Raw genomic sequence first — 12463 nt, forward strand, 5'->3', positions numbered from 1 at the left:
GGCAGGCAGTCAGAGGGCAGCGCAACAGGAGACCCTACCCCTGGTGGCGCGCGATGTCCACGTCGGGGGCACCGGTGCGAGCGGCGCCACATCCGCGGGACGGGCGGCCCTCCGGCGGGCCGGTGGGGTGTGCGGCGGATCCATGATGTCAGCCATCCCGCTCCGGTGGGACCGCCACGCCGAGCGGCCCGGTTGCCGGGGCGGCCCCACCCGGGCCCGCACGGAGGCGGCGGCCTCGCCGGCCGGAGGCGGCGGCCTCGCCGGCCGGACGACGAGATGCGCACGCGGCCGGACTCAGCTGGCGGTGAGCGCCAGCCCGCTGATCGTCCACTCGCCGTCGATGGTGACCATGCGCGGCCTGCACCGTCGGCACCGTCTGCACGCACGACTGGCCCGGCGGAGGTCACACGTGCCACGGAGTCTGCGTGACCCCCGCTCCCTCCTGGGCGGCGGAACCACCCGGACATGCGACAGGGGCCGTCCTCCAGGTGGTGGACGGCCCCTGTGCGGGGTGGTGCGCTCCCCGGCTCAGGCCGGGGAGGGCGTCACTTGACGGTGACGGAGGCGCCGGCGCCCTCGAGAGCGGCCTTGGCCTTCTCGGCGGCGTCCTTGGCGACCTTCTCCAGGACCGGCTTGGGCGCGTTGTCGACCAGGTCCTTGGCCTCCTTGAGGCCGAGCGAGGTCAGGCCGCGCACCTCCTTGATGACCTGGATCTTCTTGTCGCCGGCGCTCTCGAGGATGACGTCGAACTCGTCCTGCTCCTCGGCAGCGGCACCGGCGTCGCCGCCGCCACCACCGGCGGCCGGGGCGGCCGCGACGGCGACGGGGGCAGCAGCGGTGACCTCGAAGGTCTCCTCGAACTGCTTCACGAAGTCGGACAGCTCGAGGAGGGTCATCTCCTTGAACGCGTCGAGCAGCTCCGTGGTGGAAAGCTTGGCCATGGTGTCTCCTTCTGGGGTCAGTCGGTGCTGGCCGCGGCGTCCGCGGCGTCAGCGTCGGGGGTGGTGGTGTCGGCAGCAGCGGTGTCCGCGGCGGCGTCGGCGGTGGAGTCGGCGCCCTCGGCGGGCTTCTTCTCCTTGAGCGCCTCGGCCAGGCGGGCGACCTGCGACAGCGGGGCCTGGAAGAGGCCGGCGGCCTTGGTCAGGTTGCCCTTCATCGCGCCGGCCAGCTTGGCCAGCAGCACCTCGCGCGGCTCGACGTCGGCCAGGGCGGTGACCTCGGCGGGGCTGACGGTGCGGCCCTCGACGACACCACCCTTGACGACGAGCAGCGGGTTGGTGCGCGCGAAGTCGCGGATGGCCTTGGCGGCCTCGACGACGTCGCCCTCGATGAAGGCGATGGCGGTGGGACCGTTGAGCAGCGGGGCGAGGTCGGTGTGACCGACCTGGTCCGCCGCCCGCTTCGTCAGGGTGTTCTTGACGACGGCGTAGCTGCTGCCCTCACCGAGGGAACGGCGCAGCTGGGTCAGCTGGGCCACGGTCAGCCCGCGGTACTCGGTGAGCACCGCCGCGCTGGACGACTGGAACCGCTCGGTGATCTCGTCGATCACCGCGGCCTTCGCCTGCGTGGGCATGGGCCTCCTCTCGTCTGTCGGGCGACTGCTGGACGCTGCACGACGACGTGCGACGAGAGGCCCGGAGACGAGGAACGCCCCGGCGCAGGGCGCACGGGGCGAGGGGCAGGCGCGGAGGCCTGCCGATCGAACCGTCCTCCTGCGCGGGTCGCCCGGAGCTCCGGGACCTTCGATCGCACGCGGACGTGCGACGACCAGCGGTCTTGGGGGGAACGTCTACAAGAGTACGCCATACGCCGACGGCCCCGCCGCGCGGGTGCGCAGCGGGGCCGTCGTGCGGGCCTGGAACGGCCCCGTCCCGGTCCCGCCCTGAGCTCGCGAAGGGCGGGGAGGACGGGGTCCTTCTACTCGTCCACCGTCAGGTTGCGAGTGCGGTTCGGGTCGACCGGGATGCCGGGGCCCATCGTGGTGGAGATGGTGACCTTCTTGAGGTACCGACCCTTGGCCGAGGACGGCTTGGCGCGGAGGACCTCGTCGAGGGCAGCGGCGTAGTTCTCGACCAGCTTGGCCTCGTCGAAGGACGTCTTGCCGATCACCAGGTGCAGGTTCGCCTGCTTGTCGACGCGGAAGTTGATCTTCCCACCCTTGATGTCGTTGACGGCCTTGGTGACGTCGGGGGTCACCGTGCCGGTCTTCGGGTTCGGCATCAGGCCGCGAGGGCCGAGGATGCGGGCGATCCGGCCGACCTTGGCCATCTGGTCCGGCGTCGCGATCGCCGCGTCGAAGTCCAGGAAGCCGCCCTGGATGCGCTCGATCAGGTCGTCGGAGCCCACGACGTCGGCGCCGGCGGCCTCGGCCTCGGCGGCCTTGTCACCGGTCGCGAAGACGATGACGCGGGCGGTCTTGCCGGTGCCGTGGGGCAGGTTGACCGTGCCGCGGACCATCTGGTCGGCCTTGCGCGGGTCGACGCCCAGGCGCATGGCGACCTCGACGGTGGCGTCGTAGGCGGTCGTCGACGTGTCCTTGGCCAGCGTGGCGGCCTGGAGCGGGCTGTACAGGTTGTCGCGGTCGACCTTCTCGGCCACCGCGCGGTACTTCTTGCCGTGCTTCGCCATGGTGTGTCCTCTCCGGGGGCTCGTGCCCCGGTCATGTGGTGAACGGGCCTGGCGTGGCCCTCCCACTGATGAAGGACCTCGTTCTCCTCACCCCTCGCACGCTCGGGGCGAGCCTCGGAACGAGGCCGTTGCTGGTCAGTTGGTGACGGTGATGCCCATCGACCGGGCGGTGCCGGCGATGATCTTCTCGGCCTGGTCGAGGTCGTTGGCGTTGAGGTCGGCCATCTTGGTCTGGGCGATCTCGCGGACCTGGTCACGGGTGACCGTGGCGACCTTGGTCTTGTGCGGCTCCCCCGAGCCCTTCTCGACACCGGCGGCCTTGAGCAGCATGCGCGCGGCCGGCGGGGTCTTGGTGACGAAGGTGAAGGACCGGTCCTCGAAGACCGAGATCTCCACGGGGACGACGTTCCCACGCTGCGACTCGGTCGCGGCGTTGTACGCCTTGCAGAACTCCATGATGTTGACGCCGTGCTGACCCAGCGCCGGACCGACGGGCGGCGCGGGGGTGGCCGCACCGGCGTTGATCTGGAGCTTGATGACCGCGGTCAACCGCTTCCTGGGGGGCATGCTCTGTTCTCCGGTTCAGGTTGGGTGGTGAAGTCTTCGGGGCACGTCCGTCAGATCTTTTGGACCTGACTGAACGAGAGCTCGACGGGCGTCTCGCGGCCGAAGATGGAGACCAGCACCTGCAGCTTCTGCTGTTCGGCGTTGATCTCGTTGATGGTGGCGGGCAGCGTGGCGAACGGACCGTCCATGACCGTGACCGACTCGCCGACCTCGAAGTCGACGACGGCGGTCGGGGCGGCGGCGCCGCCCGGGCTCGCGGCGGCGGCCTCGGTGACGCGCGGCGCCTGCGGCGTGACGGCCGGGGCGAGGATCTTCACGACCTCGTCGATGGTCAGCGGCGAGGGCTTGGAGGTCGCACCGACGAAGCCGGTGACCCCGGGGGTGTTGCGGACCGCCCCCCACGACTCGTCGTTGAGCTCCATGCGGACCAGCAGGTAGCCCGGCAGGACCTTGCGGTTGACCTGCGAGCGCTTGCCGTTCTTGATCTCGGTGACCTCCTCGGTGGGCACCTCGATCTGGTAGATGTAGTCCTCCACGTCCAGGGACTGGATGCGCGCCTCGAGGTTGGTCTTCACCTTGTTCTCGTAGCCCGCGTAGGAGTGGACGACGTACCAGTCGCCCGGGGCGATGCGCAGCGCCTTGCGGAGCGCCTCGACCGGGTCCTCGTCCTCCTCCGCCGCGACGTCGGAGTCCGGGGCGGGCGCGGCCTGCGGGTCGGTCGCGAGGGTGTCGGGGTCACCGCTCTCGATCTCCGGCGTCGCGTCGGCGACCTCGCCGTCGGAGATGGCGGCACCCGCAGCGAGGTCGGCGGTGTCGCTGGAGCCCTCGGCGGCACCGGCCTCGTCGGCGCCGGTCTCGACGTCGGCGGTGCCGCGCTCGTCGAAGCGGGCGTCGTCCAGGTCGGTGCCCTCGACCGCGTTGTCGGTCTCGAAGGGCTCGCGGGGGTCGGTCACTGCTTCTCCTCGGTGGCGCTCGCCGGCGTCGTGACCGACGGTGCTGCGCTCATTGGTGATCTCGCAAGCTCGATCACAGGGTCTCTTCCATGTCAGGGGCGTTCGGGCGCGGGGCGGATCAACCGAAGACGGCGAGCACGCCCTGGGCGAAGAGCAGGTCGAGGCCGGCCACCAGCGCGACGATGAACGCGACGAACACGATCACCACGGTCGTGTAGGTGATCAGCTCCCGCCGACCCGGCCAGATGACCTTGCGCAGCTCGGCGACGACTTCGCGCAGGAAGCGCGCGAGCGAACGGCGGGGCTGCATCTCGTCGGAGCGAGCCCGCTCCGCCGCGGCCCGCGACCGGGTCGGAGCGCCCTCGCGGGCGGGCTCGGTGGCCGACCGCGCGGCGCGGCGCGACGGCGCCGCCGGCTCGTCGTCCTCGTCGCCGTCGGCGGTGATCCGGCCCCGTCGGCGGGCGCCCCGGTCACCCGGGCGGGCCGCGACGACCTTGTCCTCGTCGGCCTCGGCCTCGCCGGCCACCTGATCCTCGGCGACCTCCAGCGCCCCTGCGTCATCGACGCCGGGGGCCTCCTGGTCGAGCTGCTCGTCGGTGAGCTCGGCGTCGGAGGCGGCGCGCGCGTCGTCCTCGCGGCCCGGCTTCTCGTCGCTCACTGCGCCTCGCTCGCCTCGTCGTGGTGGCCTCTCCCGCGAGGGCCGTCGGTCGGTGGTGCCGTGTCCTGCTGGCAGGGGTGACAGGACTTGAACCTGCAGCCTGCGGTTTTGGAGACCGCTGCTCTGCCAATTGAGCTACACCCCTATGCCCTGCCGGGCCCCGGAGCGTCTCGCCGCCACGGCGACCTCGACCCCCGGACGGGGATCCGGGGCACGCCGGTGGCGGGGTCAACAGGCCCCGGTGAAGCCAGTGTACGGGACCGGACCGGGGAGGAGCGAACGTCCCACCGGCCCCACCCCTCGCGGGGCCCCGCCGCCGGGCCCCCCGCCCGTTCGGGACCGGGCGGGCGGCCCGGGGGCCGTGGTCTTTGACACCATGACCCCATGACCGACGCCTCCGCCACGGAGCCCGCCGCCCGCTCGACCGAGCTGCCGCCCGCCGCGCGCCGCATCTCCCGCCGCATCGGCGCCATCGCCGAGTCCGCGACGCTCGCCGTGGACGCGAAGGCCAAGGCCCTCAAGGCCGCCGGGAAGCCGGTGATCGGGTTCGGCGCCGGTGAGCCGGACTTCCCGACGCCGGACTACGTCGTCGAGGCCGCCATCACCGCCGCACGGACGCCGGCGATGCACCGGTACACCCCCGCCGGCGGGCTGCCGGCCCTCAAGGAGGCGATCGTCGCCAAGACCGCGCGCGACTCCGGGCTGCGGATCACCCCCGCCCAGGTGCTGGTCACCAACGGCGGCAAGCAGGCGGTCTACGAGGCGTTCGCGACGATGCTCGACCCCGGCGACGAGGTCATCGTGCCCGCGCCCTACTGGACCACCTATCCCGAGGCCATCCGCCTGGCCGGCGGCGTCCCGGTGCCGGTCGTGGCCGACGAGCAGAGCGGCTACCTGGTGTCGGCCGCCCAGCTCGAGGCCGTCCGCACCCCGCGCACGAAGGCCCTGCTCTTCTGCTCGCCCTCCAACCCCACCGGCGCGGTGTACCCGGCGGAGCAGGTGGAGGAGATCGGCCGCTGGGCGCTCGAGGCCGGCCTGTGGGTGCTCACCGACGAGATCTACGAGCACCTCACCTACGCCGGGGCGACGGCACCCTCGATGCCGGTCCTGGTCCCCGAGCTCGCCGACCGGTGCGTCGTGGTGAACGGGGTCGCCAAGACGTACGCGATGACCGGCTGGCGGGTGGGCTGGATCGTCGGCCCGGCCGACGTGGTCAAGGCCGCGACCAACCTCCAGTCCCACGCGACCTCCAACGTCGCCAACGTCTCCCAGGCCGCGGCCGTCGCAGCCCTGAACGGGGACCTCTCCGCGGTGGCCACCATGCGGGAGGCGTTCGACCGCCGCCGGCAGACCATCGTCTCGATGCTGCGCGAGATCCCCGGCGTCGCCTGCCCCGAGCCGCAGGGCGCCTTCTACGTCTACCCGTCCGTGAAGGGGCTGCTCGGCCGTCCGATCGGTGGCCGCACCGCCGGCACCAGTGCGGAACTGGCCGAGCTGATCCTGGAGCAGGCCGAGGTGGCGGTCGTGCCCGGAGAGGCGTTCGGGACGCCCGGCTACGTCCGGATGTCCTACGCCCTGGGTGACGACGACCTGGTCGAGGGCGTCAGCCGCATGCAGCGGCTGCTCGGTCAGGCGGACTGAGGAGGGGCCCGGACCGGCGCCGTCAGCGGGGCGGGTCCGCCTCGTCCAGGGCCGCGGCCCGGGCGGGGAGGGCCGGCGCCGGTGTCAGGGGAGCCGGACGACCGCGCGGGCCAGGGACAGCACCTTCTCGCCGTCGCTGGTGACCGCCAGGTCGACCCGCGCCCGGCCGTCGTCCAGGAGGGCGGCGACCGTGCCCCGCACGGTCAGCTCCGCGCCGGCGTCGTCGTCGGGGACGACCACCGGCCGCCCGAACCGGACCTGGTACTCGACGAGCGCCGCCGGGTCCCCCGTCCAGCCGGTGACCGCCCGCGCGGCGAGCGCCATGGTGAACATGCCGTGGGCGATGACGCCGGGCAGGCCGACCTCGCGGGCCACCCGCTCGTTCCAGTGGATGGGATTGAAGTCGCCGGAGGCGCCGGCGTAGCGGACCAGGTCCGCCCGGGTGATCCGGACGACCAGCTCCGGGAGCTCGGTCCCGACCGCCACGGTCATGCCGCACCTCGCGCGACGAGCATCGAGGTGGCCGTGCAGACCGCCTCGCCGTCCTCCGTGGCCAGCTCCACCCTCGCCGTCAGCAGGTCGTTGCCGGCGACGGTGCGGGCGGCGTCGATGGTGGTGGTCGCGACCAGCCGGTCGCCGGCCCGGATGGGGCGGTGGTGGACGAACTTCTGCTCGCCGTGGACGACCCGGCTGTAGTCCAGCCCCACCTCGGGGTCGCCGAGCACCACGAACGCCGCCTCCAGGCTCACCACGATGGCGAAGGTGGGCGGCGCGATGACGTCGGGGTGGCCGGCCGCCCGGGCCGCGTCGACGTCGCGGTGCACCGCGTCCTCGGCACCGACGGCGGTGGCGAACTCGGCGATCTTGGCCCGCCCGACCTCGTAGACGGCAGAGGGCGGGTAGCTGCGCCCGACCAGTTCCCGGTCCAGCGCCATGCTCCCGCCCTCTCGCTCAGCTGCCGCGGACCGTCAGCGGGTCTCGCGGTGCAGCGTGTGCTTGCGCTCGCGCGGGCAGTACTTCATCAGCTCGAGCCGGTCGGGGTCGTTCCGCCGGTTCTTGCGCGTGATGTAGTTGCGGTTCTTGCACTCCTGGCAGGCCAGGGTGATCTTCGGACGGACGTCGGTGGCTGCCACGGGAGCGCTCCTAGCCTTGTGGGACAGGACCCGGGACCGGGCCCTGCTGCCGCACCGGCCAGGTGGCCGACACGGCGACGGACCCCGGAGTGCGGGGTCCGTCGGGAGTAGCGGTGACCGGACTTGAACCGGTGACACAGCGATTATGAGCCGCTTGCTCTACCAGGCTGAGCTACACCGCCGGGGTGACCGCCCGGGCCGGTCTCGCGACAGGACCGGTAGGTCAGGTTACTGCCAGAGCCCCTTTACGGAATCGAACCGTAGACCTTCTCCTTACCATGGAGACGCTCTGCCGACTGAGCTAAAGGGGCGTGCTCCGAGGAGCCATCGAAGACTGTACCCGATGCCTCCGGCCCCCCTGCAGGGGCCTGCCGCGAGCACCCGGACGTGCTGGAACGGCCCCGCGCCAGGGGCCCGGCGCGAGCTCGCGAGCGGTGGGGGGACGCGGGGTCCTTCGTCAGGTCCGGACGTACAGGCGGCGGTGGGTGGTCCCCGGTGCGGCGGAGCGCACGCCGGTCCGGGCGAGCAACCACTTCTCCAGCCGGTCCTCGGGCAGCGGCCGGCTGATCAGGAAGCCCTGCAGCTTGTCGCAGCCCATGGCGATCAGCTGGTTGCGCGTCATCTCGTCCTCGACGCCTTCCGCCACCACGCACAGCCCCAGGTTGTGGGCCAGCTCGATGATCGAGCGCGCGATGAACGACTCCCCCTGACTGGTGGCCATGGTGAGCACGAAGGACTTGTCGATCTTCAGCTCGTCGATGGGCAGCTGCCGGAGCTGGGAGAGCGACGAGTAGCCGGTGCCGAAGTCGTCCATGGACAGCCGGAGCCCCAGGTCGTGCAGGTTGTCCAGGACCGAGCTCTCCCGCACCGAGTCGTTCACGACGCTGCTCTCGGTCAGTTCCAGGATCAGCAGCTCGCCGGGGACGTCGTGCCGCTCCAGCGCACCGCGGATCCGCTCGACGAGGTCGGGCTCGCTCAGCGAGCACGCGGAGACGTTGACCGCGACCGACAGCGAGATGCCCTGGTCCAGCCAGCGCCGGCACCGCGCGAGCGCGAGCTCCAGGACGTGGTCGGTGACCGCCCCGATCCGGCCGATCTGCTCGGCCAGCCCGATCACGTCCTCGGGCGGGATGCTGCCGTAGCGCGGGTGGGTCCAGCGCACGAGCGTCTCCACCGACACGATGTCGGAGGTCTGCGCGTCGATGACCGGCTGGAAGACGACGTCGATGTGCCCGTCGGCCATCGCCTGCTCGAGCTCGGTGCCCAGCTGCAGGCGGCGCAGGCTCTGCTGGTCCAGCACCGGGTGGTAGCTGGCCACGCCACCGGCCTCCCCGGCCGCCAGCAGGGCGACGTCGGCGCGCTGCATGAGTGCGCCGGCGTCGGTGCCGTGCACCGGTGCGGCGGCGACGCCGATGGTCAGCGAGACCTCCAGGTCGAGGCCGGCCACCCGGACCCGCGTGGCCGCGGCCTCGCGCAGCCGCCGGGCCGCCTGCTCGGTGGCGGCCAGGGAGAGACCGGGCAGCAGGACGGCGAACTGCTCCCGCTCCATGCGGGCCAGGAGCGCGCGCGGCGGGGCGTGCTCGCGGAGCAGCCCGGCGGTGACCAGCAGCAGCTCATCGCTGGCGGCGTGCCCGAGGGTGTCGGTGACGTCGGCGTAGGTGCCGAGCGAGGCGAGGATGAGGCCGGCCTGGCCGCCCTCGGGGTCCTCGGCCACCAGGGCCTCGATCTCCGCGGCGAGCCGCTGGCGGTTCGGCAGGCCGGTGAGCCGGTCGTGGTCGGCGTCGAAGCGGATGCGGGTGAGCAGCTGCTGCTGCCGGATCGCGGCGTTGATGTGGGTGAGCATCGACTCCAGGGCGCCGCGCTCGCTGCTGCCGAAGGAGACGGCGTCGCTGCGCCGGTCGCACACCTCCAGGTAGCCCGGCTCGCCGGCGGCCGTGGTCACCGGCGCCGCGAGCAGCTCGGCGACCCCCCGCCGGGCGAGAGCCGCCGCCTCGACCTCGTCGGCGCGGCCGGCCGCGACGTGGATCGCCCCGGCCGAGGCGACCGCGCGACGGCGCAGCACGTCGTCGGGGTCGCCCGGCCCGTCGTACCAGTCGGCACCGCCCTCGGTGGCGACGACCAGCCGCGGCCCCTCGTCGAGGTAGGGCGGCAGCCACAGGGCGACCCGCTCGGCGTTGAGGAGCTCCTGCACCGCCTGCACGATCCGCCGGGTTCCCGACTCGTCGGGCTGCACCTGCTCCACCCGGCGGGCGAAGGCGTAGACCCGCTCCAGGGACTGGCTCTCCCGGGTGACCTCGGCGAACCGGCGGTAGAGCAGCACGAGCGCGACCACGAGTGGGGTGAGGATGACCGCGGCCCACAGGGTGGTGTCCAGCAGCAGCAGGATGGCCAGGCCGATGACGACGGCCAGCGGCTGGACGACGACGACGGGCACGAAGAGGCTCGTCCAGACCGAACGTCCGGGATACCCCTGGGTCAGGGTGATGGCCCCGGCCACCATGCCGGCCCCCACGACGTTGGCCGCGAAGACGGCCAGCAAGCAGGACGCCCACGTCAGCGGATCCCTGATGTCACCCGCCGGGAGCAGTTCCAGCACCCCGATGGCGACCGCGCTGTCGATGACCGCCACGGCGACGTTGAACACGATCTTGGGCCGCGGATAGCGCTGGATCGCCAGGACGGTGCCGACGGCCAGGGCGCGGGTGACGGCGGTCCAGACCCCGCCCACCACGAGGAGCGCGATGACGAAGGCCACCTCGCTCGCCGAGTTGACGAAGCTGTGCCGCCGGAACTCGACGTGGACGTTGACCCACTCGGCGAGCATCGCGGCCAGCAGGACCGCGACGAGGACCCGACCATCGACCGCGAGCGGTTCCCGCGCCACCACGGCGGCGCCCGCCGGGACGGCGACCACCAGGGCGAGGGTCGCGACCGCCCAGGGACTGCGGACGGTACGCGGGCGTGTACGCTCACGAACGTCCTGCTCAGCCACGTGCACGGCACTCCCCGGGTCGTCGGGCGGGCGAAGGCTAGCAGCGGTGTCGATCACCGCCACCCTCCCCGCACCCGGGAGAGCGACCCGTCCACCACGGTCATCGGCACGCGGCACCCCGGACATGAGTGCGGGGCAGCCGGCCCATCGGACCGACTGCCCCGCACGAAGTCCGGCGACCGGGCGCCGCAGAGGCTCAGGCCTCGTTGCGGCCCCACTTGACACCGCGGCCCCACTTCACACCGCGGCCCCACTTCACACCCCGGGTACCGATCTCACGCTGCGTGCTGCTGTTCATGGCGCCTCCCTCGTGGCACGACTGTTGGCTGTTGCGGCAGCCATCCGCGCGCGGGGCAGGGCGTCGTCGAATACGGACCGCGCGGGTGACACTCCTTCCCGTCACCGGCCGCCACAAGCATCTCGATCACGACACGCCGCGTGACCCGTCGTGTCGTCACCAGCCGCCACGCTGATCACACGACGCGTGATTTGGCCCCTCGTCCGCCGACCGCGTGCGCGGACCGGCAGTTCCAGCCGCGGATCCTGCCGGTCCGCGCACACTGCGCACCCGCGCAGACGCACGGGCGTGCACGAGGACGGGTGAACCGTCCTCCGCGGTGGTCCACAATCGTGTCGACGCCCCGCGGACGCCGGGGTGCACGCGCTTACGCTGCCGCGCGTGCACCCCGGCCCGGACGACCGCGAGCGCGGCTCGACGCTGCCGTTCGTGCTGGTGTGCTGGCTCGTCGCGGCGCTGATGGCCTTCGGGGCGATCGCCGCCTCCGATGCCTTCCTCGAACAGCAGTCCGTGCAGTCGGTCTGCGACGGCGCCGCCCTGGCCGCGGCCAACCAGGCCGACGAGGCGGTGGTCTACGCGCACGGGGTGGGGACCGAGCTCCCGCTCGGCCGCGCCGCCGCGCAGACAGCGGTCGCCGACCAGCTCGCCGACGGGGGGCTCGCACTGGACAGCTGGACCGCCGAGACCGACGGGGCCGAGGTGACGGTGCGGTGCACCCGCCACGTCGACATCGCGTTCGGCTGGCTCTTCCTGGGTGGTCAGCAGCTGGAGCGCACCGCCGTCTCCAGCGCCCGGGCTCCCACGGCGCCCTGACCCCGGTACGCGAACGGCCCCCGACCTGGTGGTCGGGGGCCGTCGTACCGGGCGTGGCGGGTGAAGGATTCGAACCTTCGAAGGCTAAGCCGACGGATTTACAGTCCGCTCCCATTGGCCACTCGGGCAACCCGCCGTGTTTGGTACCGGGAGAGAGTAACAAGAGGACGGACCCACGGGTGACGGGTCCCCGGCGCGCCGGGGCCCGTCCGGCATGAGAGGAGAGACATGGCCGACGCATCGTTCGACGTCGTGAGCAAGGTCGACCGGCAGGAGGTCGACAACGCCCTCAACCAGACGGGCAAGGAGCTCTCGCAGCGCTTCGACTTCCGCGGCACCAACGCCACCATCGCGTGGGCCGGGGAGGAAGGCGTGACCCTCCAGGCGGACACCGAGGAGCGGGTCTCGGCCGCGCTCGAGGTGTTCAAGGAGAAGCTGGTCAAGCGGGGCATCTCGCTCAAGGTGCTGGACGCCGGCGAGCCGCAGTCCTCGGGGAAGAGCTACAAGATCGGTGCGACGATCAAGCAGGGCATCGAGTCCGACGTCGCGAAGAAGATCGCCAAGCTGATCCGCGACGAGGGCCCCAAGGGCGTCCAGGCGCAGATCCAGGGCGACCAGCTGCGGGTCAGCGGCAAGAAGCGCGACGACCTGCAGGCGGTGCAGCAGCTCCTCCGCGGGGCTGACCTCGACGTCGCCCTGCAGTTCGACAACTACCGGTGACCTGATGGAACGGCCCCCTCGCAGGGACCGGCGGCGCGCAGAGCGTGGCGTGGGGAGCGA

At 72.4% G+C, this 12463-nt stretch carries 13 protein-coding genes and 4 tRNA genes; 3 read left to right on the forward strand and 14 right to left on the reverse strand.

The annotated features are described in order from the left end of the window. Positions 1-545 precede the first annotated feature (545 nt). The 7 genes from rplL to ACI79Q_RS07740 all read right to left on the reverse strand — a co-directional run bounded on the left by rplL (position 546) and on the right by ACI79Q_RS07740 (position 4951). A complete protein-coding gene (gene rplL, locus ACI79Q_RS07710; protein ID WP_456589078.1) occupies positions 546-941 on the reverse strand; it encodes a 50S ribosomal protein L7/L12 in 396 nt (131 codons plus the stop codon). Between the two features lie 17 nt (positions 942-958). After that, complete coding sequence (gene rplJ / locus ACI79Q_RS07715; RefSeq protein ID WP_456589079.1) at positions 959-1573, reverse strand: 50S ribosomal protein L10; 615 nt, start codon at positions 1571-1573, stop codon at positions 959-961. A gap of 344 nt (positions 1574-1917) precedes the next feature. Further along, positions 1918-2628, reverse strand: coding sequence for a 50S ribosomal protein L1 (gene rplA, locus ACI79Q_RS07720; protein WP_456589080.1), 711 nt, complete (start codon positions 2626-2628; stop codon positions 1918-1920). A gap of 135 nt (positions 2629-2763) precedes the next feature. Continuing rightward, positions 2764-3195 (reverse strand): 50S ribosomal protein L11, encoded by a 432-nt coding sequence (gene rplK / locus ACI79Q_RS07725; RefSeq protein ID WP_456589081.1) that lies wholly within the window; start codon positions 3193-3195, stop codon positions 2764-2766. Positions 3196-3245: 50 nt separating this feature from the next. Continuing rightward, complete coding sequence (nusG, locus tag ACI79Q_RS07730; RefSeq protein ID WP_456599614.1) at positions 3246-4148, reverse strand: transcription termination/antitermination protein NusG; 903 nt, start codon at positions 4146-4148, stop codon at positions 3246-3248. Positions 4149-4266: 118 nt separating this feature from the next. After that, positions 4267-4806, reverse strand: coding sequence for a preprotein translocase subunit SecE (gene secE, locus ACI79Q_RS07735; protein WP_456614498.1), 540 nt, complete (start codon positions 4804-4806; stop codon positions 4267-4269). A 69-nt stretch (positions 4807-4875) separates the two neighbouring features. Then, positions 4876-4951 (reverse strand) — tRNA-Trp (locus ACI79Q_RS07740). 239 nt (positions 4952-5190) lie between these two features. Between ACI79Q_RS07740 and ACI79Q_RS07745 the strand changes: the two genes are divergently transcribed. Further along, positions 5191-6447 (forward strand): pyridoxal phosphate-dependent aminotransferase, encoded by a 1257-nt coding sequence (locus ACI79Q_RS07745; protein ID WP_456589084.1) that lies wholly within the window; start codon positions 5191-5193, stop codon positions 6445-6447. 84 nt (positions 6448-6531) lie between these two features. Here the strand turns inward: ACI79Q_RS07745 and ACI79Q_RS07750 are convergent, their stop codons facing one another. The 6 genes from ACI79Q_RS07750 to ACI79Q_RS07775 form a co-directional block, all read right to left on the reverse strand. Next, the gene (locus ACI79Q_RS07750) at positions 6532-6939 is read right to left on the reverse strand and encodes a MaoC family dehydratase (protein ID WP_456589085.1); all 408 of its coding nucleotides are present in this window, start codon (positions 6937-6939) and stop codon (positions 6532-6534) included. After that, positions 6936-7382 carry an FAS1-like dehydratase domain-containing protein gene (locus ACI79Q_RS07755; protein ID WP_456589086.1) on the reverse strand — a complete coding sequence of 149 codons (447 nt, stop codon included), beginning with the start codon at positions 7380-7382 and terminating at the stop codon, positions 6936-6938. Before ACI79Q_RS07755 ends, ACI79Q_RS07750 begins: the two co-directional genes overlap by 4 nt. A gap of 33 nt (positions 7383-7415) precedes the next feature. After that, entirely contained in the window at positions 7416-7580 is a 165-nt protein-coding gene (gene rpmG / locus ACI79Q_RS07760) for a 50S ribosomal protein L33 (protein ID WP_091770212.1), read from the reverse strand. 108 nt (positions 7581-7688) lie between these two features. Then, positions 7689-7762, reverse strand: a tRNA-Met gene (locus tag ACI79Q_RS07765). A gap of 56 nt (positions 7763-7818) precedes the next feature. Further along, positions 7819-7891: transfer RNA gene (locus ACI79Q_RS07770), tRNA-Thr, on the reverse strand. Between the two features lie 146 nt (positions 7892-8037). Beyond that, positions 8038-10494, reverse strand: a complete 2457-nt coding sequence (locus ACI79Q_RS07775) for a putative bifunctional diguanylate cyclase/phosphodiesterase (protein ID WP_456589087.1) — start codon at positions 10492-10494, stop codon at positions 8038-8040. Between the two features lie 757 nt (positions 10495-11251). Here ACI79Q_RS07775 and ACI79Q_RS07780 point away from each other — a divergent pair. Continuing rightward, positions 11252-11683, forward strand: coding sequence for a pilus assembly protein TadG-related protein (locus tag ACI79Q_RS07780; protein ID WP_456589088.1), 432 nt, complete (start codon positions 11252-11254; stop codon positions 11681-11683). A gap of 54 nt (positions 11684-11737) precedes the next feature. Here the strand turns inward: ACI79Q_RS07780 and ACI79Q_RS07785 are convergent. Continuing rightward, positions 11738-11819 (reverse strand) — tRNA-Tyr (locus ACI79Q_RS07785). Between the two features lie 92 nt (positions 11820-11911). Here ACI79Q_RS07785 and ACI79Q_RS07790 point away from each other — a divergent pair. Then, on the forward strand, positions 11912-12403 hold the full coding sequence (locus ACI79Q_RS07790) for a YajQ family cyclic di-GMP-binding protein (RefSeq protein ID WP_456589089.1): 492 nt from the start codon (positions 11912-11914) through the stop codon (positions 12401-12403). Positions 12404-12463: the final 60 nt, after the last annotated feature.

The sequence above is a fragment of the Blastococcus sp. SYSU DS0828 genome (assembly GCF_054050975.1).